The sequence below is a fragment of the Mycobacterium sp. NGS22 genome, from assembly GCF_059813095.1.
This window is the reverse complement of the sequence record NZ_JCALDY010000011.1, coordinates 105,215-119,069: the sequence shown is the minus strand read 5'-3', so window position 1 is coordinate 119,069 and position 13,855 is coordinate 105,215. Positions and strand designations below refer to the sequence as shown.

18 protein-coding genes and 3 tRNA genes are annotated in these 13,855 nt (G+C 63.9%); 7 read left to right on the top strand and 14 right to left on the bottom strand.

What is annotated here, in order from left to right; translation table 11 throughout:
* The first annotated feature begins 15 nt into the window (after window positions 1-15).
* Together AC5Y47_RS12810 and mmaA4 are read left to right on the top strand one after the other, a co-directional pair.
* Window positions 16-897 (top strand): cyclopropane mycolic acid synthase family methyltransferase, encoded by an 882-nt coding sequence (locus AC5Y47_RS12810; RefSeq protein WP_499944374.1) that lies wholly within the window; start codon window positions 16-18, stop codon window positions 895-897.
* A gap of 129 nt (window positions 898-1,026) precedes the next feature.
* Window positions 1,027-1,926: a hydroxymycolate synthase MmaA4 gene (mmaA4, locus tag AC5Y47_RS12805; protein ID WP_499944373.1), complete on the top strand. Its 900-nt coding sequence runs from the start codon at window positions 1,027-1,029 to the stop codon at window positions 1,924-1,926.
* Between the two features lie 74 nt (window positions 1,927-2,000).
* On the opposite strand, the gene rplA is transcribed toward mmaA4, so the two are convergent.
* From rplA to AC5Y47_RS12745, 12 genes are all read right to left on the bottom strand, one after another.
* Window positions 2,001-2,711, bottom strand: coding sequence for a 50S ribosomal protein L1 (gene rplA, locus AC5Y47_RS12800; RefSeq protein ID WP_499944372.1), 711 nt, complete (start codon window positions 2,709-2,711; stop codon window positions 2,001-2,003).
* 78 nt (window positions 2,712-2,789) lie between these two features.
* On the bottom strand, window positions 2,790-3,221 hold the full coding sequence (rplK, locus tag AC5Y47_RS12795; RefSeq protein WP_463825760.1) for a 50S ribosomal protein L11: 432 nt from the start codon (window positions 3,219-3,221) through the stop codon (window positions 2,790-2,792).
* A 41-nt stretch (window positions 3,222-3,262) separates the two neighbouring features.
* Entirely contained in the window at window positions 3,263-3,973 is a 711-nt protein-coding gene (gene nusG, locus AC5Y47_RS12790; RefSeq protein ID WP_499944371.1) for a transcription termination/antitermination protein NusG, read from the bottom strand.
* 31 nt (window positions 3,974-4,004) lie between these two features.
* Window positions 4,005-4,490 (bottom strand): preprotein translocase subunit SecE, encoded by a 486-nt coding sequence (gene secE / locus AC5Y47_RS12785; protein WP_499944370.1) that lies wholly within the window; start codon window positions 4,488-4,490, stop codon window positions 4,005-4,007.
* 147 nt (window positions 4,491-4,637) lie between these two features.
* Window positions 4,638-4,710: transfer RNA gene (locus AC5Y47_RS12780), tRNA-Trp, on the bottom strand.
* 117 nt (window positions 4,711-4,827) lie between these two features.
* Complete coding sequence (gene hadC, locus AC5Y47_RS12775; protein WP_499944369.1) at window positions 4,828-5,328, bottom strand: (3R)-hydroxyacyl-ACP dehydratase subunit HadC; 501 nt, start codon at window positions 5,326-5,328, stop codon at window positions 4,828-4,830.
* A gap of 3 nt (window positions 5,329-5,331) precedes the next feature.
* Window positions 5,332-5,760 (bottom strand): (3R)-hydroxyacyl-ACP dehydratase subunit HadB, encoded by a 429-nt coding sequence (gene hadB, locus AC5Y47_RS12770; protein ID WP_499944368.1) that lies wholly within the window; start codon window positions 5,758-5,760, stop codon window positions 5,332-5,334.
* Window positions 5,747-6,223 carry a (3R)-hydroxyacyl-ACP dehydratase subunit HadA gene (gene hadA, locus AC5Y47_RS12765; RefSeq protein WP_499944367.1) on the bottom strand — a complete coding sequence of 159 codons (477 nt, stop codon included), beginning with the start codon at window positions 6,221-6,223 and terminating at the stop codon, window positions 5,747-5,749. The genes hadB and hadA overlap by 14 nt, the downstream gene beginning before the upstream one ends.
* A 42-nt stretch (window positions 6,224-6,265) precedes the next feature.
* Entirely contained in the window at window positions 6,266-6,433 is a 168-nt protein-coding gene (gene rpmG / locus AC5Y47_RS12760) for a 50S ribosomal protein L33 (RefSeq protein ID WP_036352522.1), read from the bottom strand.
* 45 nt (window positions 6,434-6,478) lie between these two features.
* Window positions 6,479-6,552 (bottom strand) — tRNA-Met (locus AC5Y47_RS12755).
* Window positions 6,553-6,589: 37 nt separating this feature from the next.
* Window positions 6,590-6,662, bottom strand: a tRNA-Thr gene (locus tag AC5Y47_RS12750).
* A gap of 99 nt (window positions 6,663-6,761) precedes the next feature.
* Window positions 6,762-6,977: a type II toxin-antitoxin system VapB family antitoxin gene (locus tag AC5Y47_RS12745; protein ID WP_499944366.1), complete on the bottom strand. Its 216-nt coding sequence runs from the start codon at window positions 6,975-6,977 to the stop codon at window positions 6,762-6,764.
* Between the two features lie 87 nt (window positions 6,978-7,064).
* Between AC5Y47_RS12745 and AC5Y47_RS12740 the strand changes: the two genes are divergently transcribed.
* From AC5Y47_RS12740 to AC5Y47_RS12720, 5 genes are all read left to right on the top strand, one after another.
* Window positions 7,065-7,781, top strand: coding sequence for an MBL fold metallo-hydrolase (locus tag AC5Y47_RS12740; protein WP_499944365.1), 717 nt, complete (start codon window positions 7,065-7,067; stop codon window positions 7,779-7,781).
* 116 nt (window positions 7,782-7,897) lie between these two features.
* Window positions 7,898-8,731, top strand: coding sequence for a DUF8453 domain-containing protein (locus tag AC5Y47_RS12735; protein ID WP_499944364.1), 834 nt, complete (start codon window positions 7,898-7,900; stop codon window positions 8,729-8,731).
* A 36-nt stretch (window positions 8,732-8,767) separates the two neighbouring features.
* Window positions 8,768-9,463: a crotonase/enoyl-CoA hydratase family protein gene (locus tag AC5Y47_RS12730; RefSeq protein WP_499944363.1), complete on the top strand. Its 696-nt coding sequence runs from the start codon at window positions 8,768-8,770 to the stop codon at window positions 9,461-9,463.
* A 54-nt stretch (window positions 9,464-9,517) separates the two neighbouring features.
* On the top strand, window positions 9,518-11,854 hold the full coding sequence (locus tag AC5Y47_RS12725; protein WP_499944362.1) for a molybdopterin oxidoreductase family protein: 2,337 nt from the start codon (window positions 9,518-9,520) through the stop codon (window positions 11,852-11,854).
* A complete protein-coding gene (locus AC5Y47_RS12720) occupies window positions 11,851-12,330 on the top strand; it encodes a hypothetical protein (protein ID WP_499944361.1) in 480 nt (159 codons plus the stop codon). The genes AC5Y47_RS12725 and AC5Y47_RS12720 overlap by 4 nt, the downstream gene beginning before the upstream one ends.
* An 11-nt stretch (window positions 12,331-12,341) precedes the next feature.
* On the opposite strand, the gene AC5Y47_RS12715 is transcribed toward AC5Y47_RS12720, so the two are convergent.
* Complete coding sequence (locus tag AC5Y47_RS12715; RefSeq protein WP_499944360.1) at window positions 12,342-13,376, bottom strand: patatin-like phospholipase family protein; 1,035 nt, start codon at window positions 13,374-13,376, stop codon at window positions 12,342-12,344.
* Window positions 13,377-13,395: 19 nt separating this feature from the next.
* Window positions 13,396-13,854 (bottom strand): cyanase, encoded by a 459-nt coding sequence (gene cynS, locus AC5Y47_RS12710; RefSeq protein ID WP_499944359.1) that lies wholly within the window; start codon window positions 13,852-13,854, stop codon window positions 13,396-13,398.
* Window position 13,855 lies beyond the last annotated feature (1 nt).

Here is a 13,855-nt window from a genome sequence, read left to right as displayed (position 1 = left end):
CCATCGGGAGGACATATGGCGGATACGTACACGCGCGCCGGAAGTCTGCGATCCAATTCAGACGACGTCCAGGCGCACTACGACCTGTCCGACGAGTTCTTCGCGCTGTTCGTCGATCCGACACGCACTTACAGTTGCGCGTACTTCGAGCGCGAGGACATGGACCTGCACCAAGCCCAGCTCGCCAAGATCGACCTGGCGCTGGGCAAGCTTGGGCTAGAGCCAGGCATGACATTGCTGGACGTCGGTTGCGGCTGGGGCCCGGTGTTGAAGCGCGCGCTCGAGAAATTCGACGTCAACGTGATCGGACTCACGCTGTCGAAGAACCAGCACAACTATTGCCAGCAGCTGCTTGACCAGGTCGACACCAACCGCTCACACCGGGTGTTGCTGAGCGACTGGGCCGATTTCGACGAATCGGTGGACCGGATCGTCACCATCGAAGCCGTCGAGCACTTCGGTTTCCACCGCTACGACGACTTCTTCAAGTTCACCTACGAGGCCCTGCCCGACGACGGCGTCATGCTGCTGCACGTGATCACCGGCTTACATCCGCGCGAGATCATGGCGCGCGGCATGCCGTTGACCATGGAGTGGGCGAAGTTCATGAAGTTCATCATCACCGAGATCTTCCCGGGTGGCCGGCTGCCCATGATCGAGAAGGTCGAAGAGCACGCGGCGAAGGTCGGGTTCAACGTGACCCAGATCCAATCGCTGCAGCTCGATTTCGCCCGGACGCTGGACTTTTGGGGCGAGGCGCTGGAGGCGCACCGCGACGAGGCCATCGCTATCCAGTCGGAGGAGGTCTACGACCGGTACATGAAGTACCTGACCGGTTGTGCCAAGGCGTTTCGCATCGGCTATATCGACTGCAACCACTTCACCCTGGCGAAGTAGACTTTCTGCCAACGACGGGCACCCTCGCGTCATTGATTACCGCCTCGACAAACCATACGGTTGGCATTCCAGCCGAGGCTCGCGCGTGCGCTCATCGCATGAACACGATCCAGGAGAAGAAAGACGAGAATGGCCGAGAACCCGCTTAGCCCGACGAAGACGCGCGAGAGAAACTTTCAGGACATCCAGGCGCACTACGACGTCTCCGACGACTTCTTCGCCCTGTTCCAGGACCCGACCCGCACCTACAGCTGCGCCTACTTCGAGCCGCCGGACATCTCACTCGAGGAAGCTCAGATCGCCAAGGTCGACCTGAACTTGGACCAACTGGACCTCAAGCCGGGCATGACCCTGCTGGACATCGGCTGCGGCTGGGGCACCACGATGAAGCGCGCCGTCGAGAAGTACGACGTCAACGTCGTCGGTCTGACCCTGTCCAAGAACCAGCACGCGCGTTCGCAGCAGGTGCTGGACGCCCTCGACACCGACCGGTCGCGACGGGTGCTGCTGCACGGCTGGGAAGACTTCAACGAACCCGTCGACCGGATCGTGTCCATCGAGGCCTTCGAGCACTTCGGGCACGAGAATTACGACGACTTCTTCAAGCGGTGCTTCGACATCATGCCCGAGGACGGCCGGATGACGGTGCAGAGCAGCGTGAGCTACCACCCCTACGACATGGCGGCCCGCGGCAAACGCATCACGTTCGAAACGGTGCGGTTCATCAAGTTCATCGTCACCGAGATCTTCCCGGGTGGCAGGCTGCCCTCCACCGAGATGATGGTCGAGCACGGCGAGAAGGCGGGTTTCACTGTCCCCGAGCCTCTTTCGCTGCGTCCGCACTACATCAAGACGCTGCACATCTGGGGGGACACGTTGGAGTCCAACCGCGAGAAGGCCATCGAGGTGACCTCGGTGGAGGTCTACGAGCGGTACATGAAGTATCTGCGCGGCTGCGAACACTACTTCGACGACGAGATGCTCGACGTCAGCCTGGTCACCTACCTGAAGCCGGGCGCGGCCGCCTGACGCGGCGAGCAGACACAGAATCGCATCGCGGAGGCGAATATCACGCGATTCTGCGTCTGCTCGCGCAGGGAGAGTTATCCCTCGGCGGTGAAGTTGCGCGTGATCGACGGGTCCACCGGGATGCCGGGGCCGGTCGTCGTCGACACGGTCACCTTCTTCAAGTAGCGCCCCTTGGACGACGACGGCTTGTGCCGCAGCACCTCGTCCAGCGCGGCGCCGTAGTTCTCGGCCAGCTTCTTCTCGTCGAACGATGCTTTGCCGATGACGAAGTGCAGGTTGGCCTGCTTGTCGACGCGGAAGTTGATCTTGCCGCCCTTGATGTCTGCGACGGCCTTGGCGACGTCGGGCGTGACGGTCCCGGTCTTGGGGTTGGGCATCAGGCCACGCGGGCCCAGCACCCGGGCGATACGCCCCACCTTGGCCATCTGGTCGGGGGTGGCGATTGCGGCGTCGAAGTCCAGGAAGCCGCCCTGGATCTTCTCGATCAAGTCGTCGCTGCCGACAATGTCAGCACCGGCGGCGACGGCAGCATCGGCCTTCTCGCCGACCGCGAACACCGCGACCCGCGCCGTCTTACCGGTGCCGTGCGGCAGGTTCACCGTGCCGCGGACCATCTGGTCGGCCTTGCGCGGGTCGACGCCGAGCCGGATCGCCACCTCGACGGTTGCGTCCTGTTTGGTCGACGACGTCTCCTTGGCCAGCTTGGCCGCCTGCAGCGGGGTGTAGAGGTTGCTGCGGTCCACCTTCTCGGCGGCCGCGCGGTATGCCTTGCTGTTTTTGCTCATTGACCTGTCCAATCTGTGTTGGGTTCGTGGTTGATCGGGCCGAAGCTGGCCCTCCCACGCGTTCTGATGTGTCGAGAACTATTCGACGGTGATGCCCATCGACCGGGCGGTGCCGGCGATGATCTTGGCGGCGGCGTCGACGTCGTTGGCGTTGAGGTCGGTCTTCTTGGTCTCGGCGATCTCGCGGACCTGGTCCCAGGTGACCTTGGCGACCTTGGTCTTGTGCGGCTCCGCCGAGCCCTTCTGCACGCCGGCAGCCTTGAGCAGCAGCTTGGCCGCGGGCGGCGTCTTCAACGCGAACGTGAAGCTGCGGTCCTCGTAGACCGTGATCTCCACCGGGATCACGTTGCCGCGCTGGTTCTCCGTCGCGGCGTTGTACGCCTTGCAGAACTCCATGATGTTGACGCCGTGCTGGCCGAGCGCGGGACCGACCGGCGGGGCAGGGTTGGCCTGCCCGGCGGTGATCTGCAGCTTGATCAGCCCGACGACTTTCTTCTTCTTCGGGGCCATGAGTGTTCTACGTTCCTTCCTGAATTCGATTGCCCGGCGGGCTAGATCTTGGAGACCTGGCTGAAGGTCAGCTCGACCGGTGTTTCGCGGCCGAAGATGGAGACCAGCACCTTGAGCTTCTGCTGTTCGGCGTTGACCTCGTTGATGGTGGCCGGCAGCGTGGCAAACGGCCCGTCCATCACCGTCACCGATTCGCCGACCTCGTAGTCGACCTCGACGACCGGACGCTCCAGACCGCCCGTTTCCGCCGCTGCGGCGGTGCTCGCCGCACCCTTGGCGGCCTTCTTGGCCGACCCCGGCGGCAGCAGGAACTTCACCACGTCGTCCAGCGACAGCGCCGACGGGCGCGACGTCGCGCCGACGAACCCGGTCACCCCGGGCGTGTTGCGCACCGCGGCCCACGAGTCGTCGGTGAGGTCCATCCGCACCAGGATGTAGCCGGGCAGCACCTTGCGGTTGACCTGCTTGCGCTGGCCGTTCTTGATCTCGGTGACCTCTTCGGTGGGCACCTCCACCTGGAAGATGTAGTCGCCGACGTCGAGGTTCTGCACCCGGGTTTCGAGGTTGGCTTTCACCTTGTTCTCGTAACCCGCGTAGGAGTGGATGACGTACCAGTCGCCGGGCTTGGCGCGCAGCTCCGCTTTGAGCGCGGCGGCCGGGTCGACCTCCTCGGCCGGAGTCGCGGCGTCTTCCGGGGCCTCCTGCACGTCGACCGCCTCACCCGCGGACGTGTCACCGTCGAAGGTAGTCACGGTTTTCAGTCCTCTCTATTACTGGAAAGTCTCAGCCGAACACCAGCAGCACGAGCTTGCTCAAGCCCAGGTCCGCGCCGGATACCAGCGCAACCATGAAGGCCAGGAAGATCAGCACCACCGAGGTGTAGGTGAGCATCTGCTTGCGGTTGGGCCAGATCACCTTGCGCATCTCGGCCACAACCTGCTTGAGATAGTTGTAGACGAAAACGAACGGGTTGACCGTGCTGGACGAACCGGCCTTCTTCGACTTCTTGGCCTTGTCCTTCTGAACCGACTTACCTTTGGCAGTCTTGCCGGTGTCTTTCTTGCCCGACTCCTTCTTGGCGAGGTCGACCGCGGTTGACTCGTCGTCGCCGTCTTCGTCGACCGTCACCGCGCGCTGACGGGACCGCTTGCCCGTCGGCCGTTGCGGCCGCGCCGCTGCCTTGGTCACCACGGCCGTACGACCACCGCTGTCGTCGGTGTCACCGCCGTCGCTTGCGGCGTCGTCGGCAACGTCGCCTTCGTCGCTCACCGCACGCTCCTTCGTTCGTCTGCTGTCCCGCGGGCCGTGCCTCGCGGATGGCCACTCTTCCCAGTGTCCACCATGGCACGACACCCCTCCGGTCCGGCTCCTCCTCAGGCCATGCCGGCCTGCGTCGTCACCAGACGCGTCGTTCAGCAGGGGCGACAGGACTTGAACCTGCAACCTGCGGTTTTGGAGACCGCTGCTCTGCCAGTTGAGCTACGCCCCTTTGCGGGCTTACACGACTCGCGCGCTCCCCGTTCGGTACTGCGAACCGACGGACAGCGCGCTGGTGATGGGAAAACCCGAGGTCCGAGTGTACATCCACGCAGGTCCCAGATACTAATTACGCGGTCCTGACGACCTGGCCCGATTCCTTGTCCCATTTGAGCTGAATCGAGTTGTCGCCTTCGTGGCCCATCAGAGTCGTGTATGCCTCCAAGACCAGAACTCCATCCTGGTTGTGACAGAAGTTCCTGGTGACCACGATGTCGGCGCCGAACCGCTCGTTGACCGATTCGATGCGCAGGCTGCCATAGAGCTTGTCGCCGACCCGCACCGGCGTGTGGTAGACGAACTTCTGGTCGACCTGCACGATCTGCATGGTTTCGAATCCGACGTCGACATTGCGGAAGAAGTCGTCCTGGATGAGCTTCGCCAGGATCGTCACGAAGGTCAGCGGAGCAATGAGGTTGTCGTAGCCGAGTTCGGCGGCCGCCTCCTCGTCGAAGCTGGCCGGGTGGTCGCATTTGGTGGATCGGGCGAACTGACGGACCTGCTCACGGCCCACTTCGAAGTAGTCGGGGTACTCGAACGTCATCCCGCGGATGTCGGTCTTGAGTGCCATCCGCTATGCCAACTTCGCCGAGGCGATGGCCCGGCCGAAAATCTTCTTGCCCCCGGTGGTGGCCGTCAGGGCGATGGTCACCGACTTGCTCTCCGGGTCGACGGACTTGATCCTGCCGCTGAACACCAGCTCGGCGCCCTTGCCGTCGTTGGGCACCGGGACGATCGCGGTGAAGCGCACGTTGTATTCGGTCACGGCACCGGGATCCCCGACCCACGAGGTGACGTAACCGCCGCCGATTCCCATCGTCAACATGCCGTGCGCGATCACGGTGTCCAGCCCCACCACCTTGGCGATCTCGTCGTCCCAGTGAATGGGGTTCAGGTCACCAGACACCCCGGCGTAGTTGACCAGGTCCTGGCGGGTCAGCGGGTAGGTCCGCTCCGGGAGCTGGTCACCCACCTGCACCGAACTGAACTCACGCAGAGCCATCAGAAAATCCCTCTCCGTCCTCGCCGGCGCGACCCGCCAGAGTTGTGTAAGTCTCCTGAACGATCTCACCGGCTTCGTTGGTGATGATGTTCTTGGTCACGATGATTTGCGTACCGTGCGCCTCGCGTACTGAATCTACGGTGACATCGCAATAAAGCTTGTCGCCCGCCACGATCGGACGCTCGAATTTCAGGATCTGGTCGATTTGCACGATCTTCTCGTCGGAGATCGCGATATTCGCGTGATCGAAGAAGGCCGACTGGGCCTTGTACCCGAAGACGCAGATGAAGGTCAGCGGGGCGGTCAGGCCCGAGTAGCCCAGTTCGGCGGCGGCTTCCTCGGTGAAGAATGCGGCGTCGTCGTTCTGAACCGCGACGGCGTACTCGCGGATCTTTTCCCGTTCGACCACGTAATGGTCGGGGTAGCGATAGTGCATCCCGACGATGTCTGCGCTCAACGGCACGGCTTTTGAACCTAACTACTCAGACTGTTGGCACCTGCGCAGTTACCGCGTCTCGCGGTGGCCCTGATGCTTGCCGCAATTCGGGCAGAATTTCTTCAGCTCGAGCCGGTCCGGGTCGTTGCGGCGGTTCTTCTTGGTGATGTAGTTGCGGTGCTTGCACACCTCGCACGCCAGGGTGATCTTCGGCCGGACGTCGGTACTGGAAGCCATGAGTTTTCTCTCTCGAATCTCTTTCGAAGTCCCAATGTTGTCTTGTAGCGATGGCCGGACTCGAACCGGCGACCTAACGATTATGAGTCGTTCGCTCTAACCGACTGAGCTACATCGCCTCTGGTACGTGCCGTCCGCCTTGCTCGGCGTCCGCCGAGCCCCCTAACGGAATCGAACCGTTGACCTTTTCCTTACCATGGAAACGCTCTACCGACTGAGCTAAGGGGGCCGTCACCCGTAGCGACCAGTCGTGCGGGTGCGCTTCAAGGGCTCAAGAGAGGGTACAACCTGGCGCACAACGTCACCAAACCGCCGGTCGGCGACGGGGTCAGACGGAGCCGCTGCTCGGGTGCAGACGCCAGGCACCCATGTCGCTGAACTCGTCGTATTCTTCGTCCTGCGGTTCGTGCTCCATGTTGTCCGCGTCGTCGAGCAAAGCCTTCAGCGCGAGATAGACCGCTTCGCGCGCATCGGCCAGGTGGTGTTTGTGGATGACCTCTTGCAGCAAAGAGTCGTCAACCACGATTTCGACCCTCTTCAGCATGTACCAACTTTACTCACTACGCAGGTGCCCCGCACCTGGTTGAAGGCCAGGTTGAGCCGCATTTCCGGCGCCCCTTACCCTGGTGACGTGCCTGACTCGGAACGCCTCTATTTCCGCCAATTGCTCTCGGGTCGCGACTTCGCCGCCGGCGACCCGATCGCCGCCCAGATGCGCAACTTCGCCTACCTGATCGGTGACCGTCAGACCGGTGACTGCGTCGTGGTCGACCCGGCCTACGCCGCAAACGATCTGGTCGACGCGTTGGAAGCCGACGGCCTGCATCTGTCCGGAGTGTTGGTGACGCACCACCACCCGGACCACATCGGCGGTTCGATGATGGGATTCGAGCTCAAAGGTCTGGCCGAGTTGCTGGAGCGGGTGAACGTGCCGGTGCACGTCAATACCCATGAGGCGCTGTGGGTTTCCCGGATCACCGGCATCCCGATGACTGACCTGACCACCCACGAACACCGGGACAAGATCAGCATCGGCGACATCGAGATCGAGTTGCTGCATACACCGGGTCACACACCGGGCAGCCAGTGTTTCCTGCTCGACGGACGGCTGGTCGCCGGAGACACGCTGTTCCTGGAAGGGTGCGGGCGGACCGATTTCCCCGGCGGCGATTCCGACGAGATGTATCGCAGCCTGCAGCAACTCGCCACGCTCCCGGGTGACCCGACGGTTTTCCCCGGGCACTGGTATGCGGCGGATCCGAGCGCCGCGCTGTCGGAGGTCAAACGCACCAACTACGTGTACCGCCCCGCCAACCTCGACCAATGGCGGATGCTGATGGGCGGCTGACCACTCCGGCGAACACAGAGAATTATTCTGTGCACGGTCGATAGGTCTGGCAGCAATACACAGGAAGCCCCTCTACGATCATCACAGCTATATTCGGCGAGCGGAGGGCGGATTCCATGGGGTGGGTCCAAGGCAGCTGGCACGGGATCGAGGACGTGGAGTCCAGTACCTGGCTGGCGTGGGCCGCGTGGGCGGCTCTGGCGCTGGGCGTCGCCGCGCTGATCTTCACCCACCGGCAACTGCAACGGAACCGTGCCCTGGCCGCCGAGAAGACCAGGCCCTACGTCGGCATGTTGATGGAGCCGCACGTCGCGGACTGGCACGTCATCGAACTGGTCGTGCGCAATTTCGGGCGCACCGCGGCCTACGACGTTCGGTTCAATTTCCCGCACCCCCCGACTGTCGCCGAGTACGAGAATGCTTCGGACGGCTACGCCGACGTGGTGGAGCTTCAGCTGCCCCGGGAGTTGCCGACGCTGGCTCCCGGCCAGGAGTGGCGGATGGTGTGGGATTCGGCGCTGGACCGCGCCGAGATCGGCCACGGCGTCGAGTCCCGCTTCGAAGGCACGGTGACCTACTACGACCGTCCCGAGTCGCCGCGCGGCTGGAAGTTCTGGCAGCGGGACCGGCGCCCCCTGCAGACCAAGGTGGTGCTGGACTGGGATGCGCTGCCGCCGGTTCAGCGCATCGAGTTGATGACGACGCACGACCTGGCCAAGCGGGAGAAGCAGAAGCTGGAGTTGCTGCGCAGCCTGCTGACCTACTTCCACTACGCCAGCAAGGAGACCCGCCCGGAGGTGTTCCGCGGCGAGATCGACCGCATCAACCGCGCCGTTCAGGAAACCCAGGACCGGTGGCGGACCCGGCAGCTCGACGAGCCCACCGACGTCAGTCTGCGCTGGGGCGACGCGGAGAACGAGCTGGGTAAGCACCGCAGCCAGCGCGTGTAAGAATCGACCCCGTTGCCCGCAGCGAAGGAGTCACCCATGAGCGGTCCGGTCGTCTACACCCACGACCAATCGATCGGGGTGATCCGGATGGACGACGGCAAAGTCAACGCACTGGGTCCCGGCATGCAGCAGGCCCTCAACGACGCCATCGACCAGGCCGACAGCGACAACGTCGGGGCGCTGGTGATCACCGGCAACGAGCGGGTGTTCAGCGGCGGATTCGACCTGAAGATCCTGACGTCCGGTGAGACGCAGCCCGCGATCGACATGCTGCGCGGCGGCTTCGAGCTGGCGTACCGGCTGCTGTCCTACCCCAAGCCGGTCGTGATGGCCTGCACTGGCCCGGCCATTGCGATGGGCGCGTTCCTGCTGTGCTCCGGCGACCACCGAATTGCCGCCCACGCCTACAACATTCAGGCCAACGAGGTCGCCATCGGGATGGTCATCCCGTGGGCCGCTTTGGAGATCCTGCAGTTGCGCCTGACCCGCGCGGCTTACCAGCAGGCCACCGGCCTGGCCAAGACGTTCTTCGGGGAGACCGCGCTGGCCGGCGGGCTCATCGACGAAATGGCGCTGCCGGACATGGTGGTCGCCCGCGCCGAGGAAGCCGCGCACGAATTCGCCCGCCTCAATCAGCAGGCTCATGCCGCGACCAAGTTGCGTGCCCGCAGGGACGCGCTCAAAGCGATCCGTGCCGGCATCGACGGGATCGAGAAGGAGTTCGGGCTCTGAGCTAGACACCCGGCTGCAGCGTTTCGACCACCCGCCGCCGGGTAAGCGTCCGTCATGGCGGTGGATCGCATTGCCGACCCATGGGGAACGCGGACTCCGTACGGAGCGGGCGAGCAGTGGCCTGAGCGCTTCGACGAATTCCTCGCCCCCGGTGTCGGGTCCGTGGACCGTTGGGTGCAGTCCGCGGCGGTTTTGCATTCCAACGGCGACGGCCTCGACATCGCTGTCAAGGACGATCGCATGGTCGGGGTGCGGGGGCGGGTGGCGGACCGGGTGAACCGGGGCCGGCTGGACCCGAAGGATCTGTTCGGTTGGCAGGCCAACGCCTCGTCAGACCGGCTCACCACTCCCCTCGTGCGCGTTGGCGGCCAGTTGCAGCCCACCGACTGGGACACCGCGATGGAGCGGATCGTCGCGCGTAGCAAGGAACTTCTGAATGAGCTGGGGCCCCGCGCGATCGGCTTCTACACCTCCGGGCAGCTCTTTCTCGAGGAGTACTACACGCAGGCGGTGATCTCGCACGCGGCGATCGGGACTAACCACGTCGACGGCAACACCCGGTTGTGCACCGCCACGGCCGCTGAGGCCCTCAAGGAATCGTTCGGATGCGACGGGCAGCCAGGTTCGTACGCCGACGTCGACCACGCCGACGTCATCGCGCTGTTCGGTCACAACGTCGCCGAAACACAGACCGTGTTGTGGGCACGGATGCTGGATCGACTGGCCGGATCCGACCCGCCGGCGATCGTGTGCGTCGACCCGAGGTGCACTCCTGTCGCCGAGCACGCCACCGTCCATCTGGCGCCGCTGCCCGGCACCAATGTCGCGCTGATGAATGCGCTGTTGCACGAGATCCTCGCCCACGACTGGGTGGACCACGACTACATCGCCGCGCACACGGTCGGTTTTGACGAGCTGCGTCGCCGGGTGGCCGAGTTCCCGCCAAGCCGCGCGGCCGAGATCTGCGGTGTCGAAGCTGATGACATTCGTTGTGCTGCACGGCTTCTCGGTACTGCCGACCGACTGCTTTCCACGGTGTTGCAGGGCTTCTACCAGTCGCACCAGGCCACGGCGGCCAGCGTTCAGGTCAACAACATCCATCTGGTGCGAGGCATGCTCGGGCGGCCGGGTTGCGGGATTCTGCAGATGAACGGGCAACCCACTGCGGAGAACACCCGCGAGTGTGGTGCCGACGGCGACCTCGCCGGGTTTCGCAATTGGGCGAACCCCGATCACATCGCCGAACTCGCCCAGCTCTGGAACGTCGAGCCACAACAGATTCCGCACTACGCGCCGCCCACGCACGCGATGCAGATGTTTCGCTTCGCCGAAGAGGGCACGTTGCGCATGCTCTGGGTCACCGCGACCAATCCAGCGGTGTCTCTGCCGGAACTGGCACGCATCCGCACGATACTTTCCCAGGACCGGCTTTTCCTCGTCGTCCAGGACATCTTCTTGACCGAGACCGCCGAACTGGCCGACGTGGTGTTGCCGGCGGCGGCCTGGGGCGAGAAGACCGGGACCTTCACCAATGCCGACCGGACCGTGCACATATCCGAAAAGGCCGTCGAGCCACCAGGTCTGGCCCGCTCGGATCTGGACATTTTCCTGGATTACGCGCGGCGCATGGACTTTCGCAACAAAGACGACCGACCACTGGTCTACTGGAATGACGCCGAATCGGCGTTCGAGGCTTGGAAGAAGTGCAGCGCGGGTCGTCCCTGTGACTACACCGGCCTCACATATACAAAGCTGCGCGGCGGCAGCGGCATCCAATGGCCTTGCAACGCAGAGCATCCCGACGGGACCGAACGACTCTACTGCAACGGCGAGTTCTGGGCAGACCCGGAATACTGCGAGGCCTACGGGAAGGACCTGATCACCGGCGCACCGTTGGAACCCACCGAATACCGGGCCATGAACCCGTACGGCAAAGCGATCATCAAGGCTGCGGAATACATTCCGCCGCACGAGAAGCCGTCCGGCGACTACCCGTTCGTGTTGATCACCGGACGCACCGTCTACCACTTCCACACCCGCACCAAGACCGCACGGACACCGGAACTTCAGCGTGCCGCACCGGAGGTCTGGGTAGAGATCTCCGAACCCGATGCCCAGCAGCTGAGCATTCAAGAAGGTCAACTCGTCGAAGTAACCACACCGCGTGGCTGCATCATTTGCGCCGCCCGGATCGGCCGGATCCGGCCGGGCGTGCTGTTCGTGCCCTTCCATTACGGCTACTGGGACGCGGGCGGCCAGGGCCACCACCGAGCCGGCAACGAACTCACCCTGACCGATTGGGACCCGGTATCCAAGCAACCCATCTTCAAGACCGCCGCAGCACAGGTGCAGGCATGCCGACCGGCAGATCGACAGGCAGGTCGACGATGAAACTCAAGTTGGCAATCCGTGAACTGCACCGCTCGGAACGCAAACTGGCGCGCACGCTCAACGGCATCGCGGCACGGCACCGGTCCGATCAGGACATCTCTCATCTGGCACAAGACCTCGCCGGCTGGTCCCAGAACCATCTGCGGGCGCTGGCCGAGCACGGCCGTCACTACGGCGTGCGGCTGTCCGCCACGCCGCGCACCTCGCCCCTTGCCGGCCGGTACCAGTCCGCACTGAGTGAGATGTTGCGACACCGCCCCGAACCCGCACTGCTGCTCTTGGCTGAACTGCGCCACGTCCACCGATTGGCCGCAGGAGTGTCCCTCGACTGGGAACTGCTCAGCCAGGCGGCCCAGGCTGCCAAAGACGAGGAACTGCTGGAGGTGACCTCGCGGTGCCATCCCGAGACGTTGCGGCAGATGCGCTGGGCGAATGCGATGCTCAAGGAGCTCTCACCGCAGATTTTGACGAGCTGATCGCCCGACGGCTACTGGTACTGCCGGAACTGTTCGAGGTACTCGACCCAGTTCCAGGTCGACAGGAACGCCTGGGCCGCGGCATATCCCTTGTCGTACAACGCTTCCGCGTCCCGGCGCGAGATCCCGAAATCCAGGAAGTTGACCGCGGTCGAATCGACCCGGATCGCGCGGGCGCTGACCCACGGCTGGTTCAGATAGGTCTGGTCGTGGCCGACGAACATCGTGGTGATCAGCTGCTCGAGCAGCACCGACGGCGGACCCAGCAGGCGCAGCGCGCTCAGCCCCGGGATCAACTGGTCGTTGCCTTCGGGGAGATCGGGCACCACAGTGATACCGAACGTCGGCCAGCGCGGCGGCCTGCAATCGGGCCGGTCGAACGAGTCGATCGGGAAGTTCGACAGCACGCCGCCGTCGACGAGCGTCGAGGTGAGTCCCTCGGAACTGGTCAACGTGACCGGCCGGAAATAGAACGGAATCGACATCGACGCGCGCACCGCGTCGGCCACCGACTGCTCGTCGGGATCCAACCCGTACAACCGCTGGTAGTCCCAGGGCAGTCGCACCAGTTGTCCGGTCGTGATGTCGGTGACGGTGACCGCCAACCGGTAGCGGCGCTCGGCACTGATCTGGCGGTCGTTCAGGGCGAGATCACCGAACGTCGTGACGCCGAGGTTCTTCAGCTCCCCGCGGATCCATTCGTGGGCGAAATCGCCTTTGTACAAGCCGTTTTCGCGCAGTAGTCCCCAGGCCTGTCCGACCACCGGCAGGTGCCCGACCGGTCCGGTATCGCGGAATCTCTGATACGGCAGGGTGAGCGCGATCTCCTTGATCTGGTCGGTGGTCAACTGGTCGCCGTTGGACGCTGCGGCCAGGATCGAACCGACCAGCGAACCGGCGGAGACACCCGATACGCGTTTCACCGCATAGCCCGCGTCCATCACGGCGACCACGGCCCCCACCAATCCGACACCCTTGACCCCGCCGCCGGACAGCACCAGGTCGACGGGTTTGCGACGCGGCATCCTGGAACGTCGTTTCGTCATCGTCTCTCCTTGGCGGGCTTCAGTCCTGTGCCGAAGTCCATTGGTAGGGAAGGAATTTGCCGTCGAAGGTGACCACGACGCGGTCGCCCGACGGATGCGGCTTCTTTTGCAGGTCCATACTGAAGTTGATCGCGCTCATGATGCCGTCGCCGAATTGTTCGTGGATGACCTCCTTGAGCGCGCCGCCGTAGACCTGCAGGGCTTCGTAGAAGCGGTAGATGGTCGGATCGGTCGGCACTCCCGAATCGGGCAGGCCGCCGCGGATCGGAGGCGCCGCCAGCACCGGTATCGCCGACTCGTCCAAACCCAGGATCTCCACCAAGACCTTGCCCTGTTCGGTTGGGATCGGGTGCTGACCGAGCAGCGCCGACGTCGTCCACAGCAGCGGGCGCTCGATGGCGTCGGCGAGTTCCTGCCAGCTCAGTCCCTTGGCCAGCCGGGCAATCACGATCTTCTCGGTGAGCTCGTTTCGGTTCATG